The following is a 966-nucleotide window of genomic DNA, read 5'->3' as shown; positions in this document are numbered from 1 at the left end:
TCGGACGTGTCAGAAATCTTGTGTGCTGAGGTCGATTAAAAAATCTCAGCTGATGGCGGAGGTGAAGCGCTCGCCGAACATAATGGCGAACTGATTGACTGCTTGCCGCCAGGTTATAGGCGGCATCTTCCAGTCCTTCTCGATGTTGCGCAAGGCCAGATACAGCAGTTTGCTGGCAGCTTCGTCGCTCGGGAAGTGGCCGCGATTCTTGACGATCTTGCGCAACTGCATGTGCATGCTCTCGATGGCGTTTGTCGTATATACGATTCGACGCACCTCGGGCGGATAGGCGAAGAAGGGAATCACCTGTTCCCATTGGCGCTGCCACATCGCTGCCACGGTCGGGAATTTGCGGCCCCACTCGCTGCTTGCAAAGGCCTCGAGCGCCGCTGCGGCCGCCTCGGCGGTGGCCGCCTGGTAGATTGGCTTGATCGCGGCCGCCAGCGGCTTGCGGTCCTTCCAGCTCGCCAGATTCAGCGAATTGCGGATCAGATGCACGATGCAGGTCTGGATCTGGGCGGCCGGATAGACCGCCTCAATCGCTTCAGGGAAGCCGCGCAACCCGTCGACCACCGCGATCAGAATGTCGTTCAAGCCGCGGTTCTTCAGTTCGTTGAAAACCTTCAACCAGAACTTGGCGCCCTCGGATTGCTCGATCCACAGTCCTAGCACTTCCTTGCGACCGTCGGCGCGGATGCAGCGCCAGATAGACAGCCTTGTTCTTGACGGTGCCTTCGTCGCGGATCTTCAGTCGCAGCGCGTCAAAGTACACGATCGGATACATCGCCTCGAGCGGGCGTTGCTGCCACTGCTCGACCTCAGCCAGCACCTCGTCGGTGACCGTCGAAATCAGATCGGGCGACACCTGCAGCCCGTACAACTCCAGCAGATGGCCTTGAATCTCGCGCACGCTCATGCCGCGCGCATACATGCTGATGACGTGGTCGTCGAAACCCGGCAGCCGGC

At 59.8% G+C, this 966-nt stretch carries 1 pseudogene; it reads right to left on the bottom strand.

Annotated elements, in window-relative coordinates:
• Window positions 1-45 precede the first annotated feature (45 nt).
• A pseudogene (locus AWB76_RS38690) lies at window positions 46-966 on the bottom strand (IS256 family transposase); the annotation flags it as partial.

The sequence above is a fragment of the Caballeronia temeraria genome, from assembly GCF_001544795.2.
Classification (GTDB): domain Bacteria; phylum Pseudomonadota; class Gammaproteobacteria; order Burkholderiales; family Burkholderiaceae; genus Caballeronia; species Caballeronia temeraria.
Note: the sequence above shows the minus strand (reverse complement) of the source record. Positions and strands in the feature narration are given on the sequence as shown.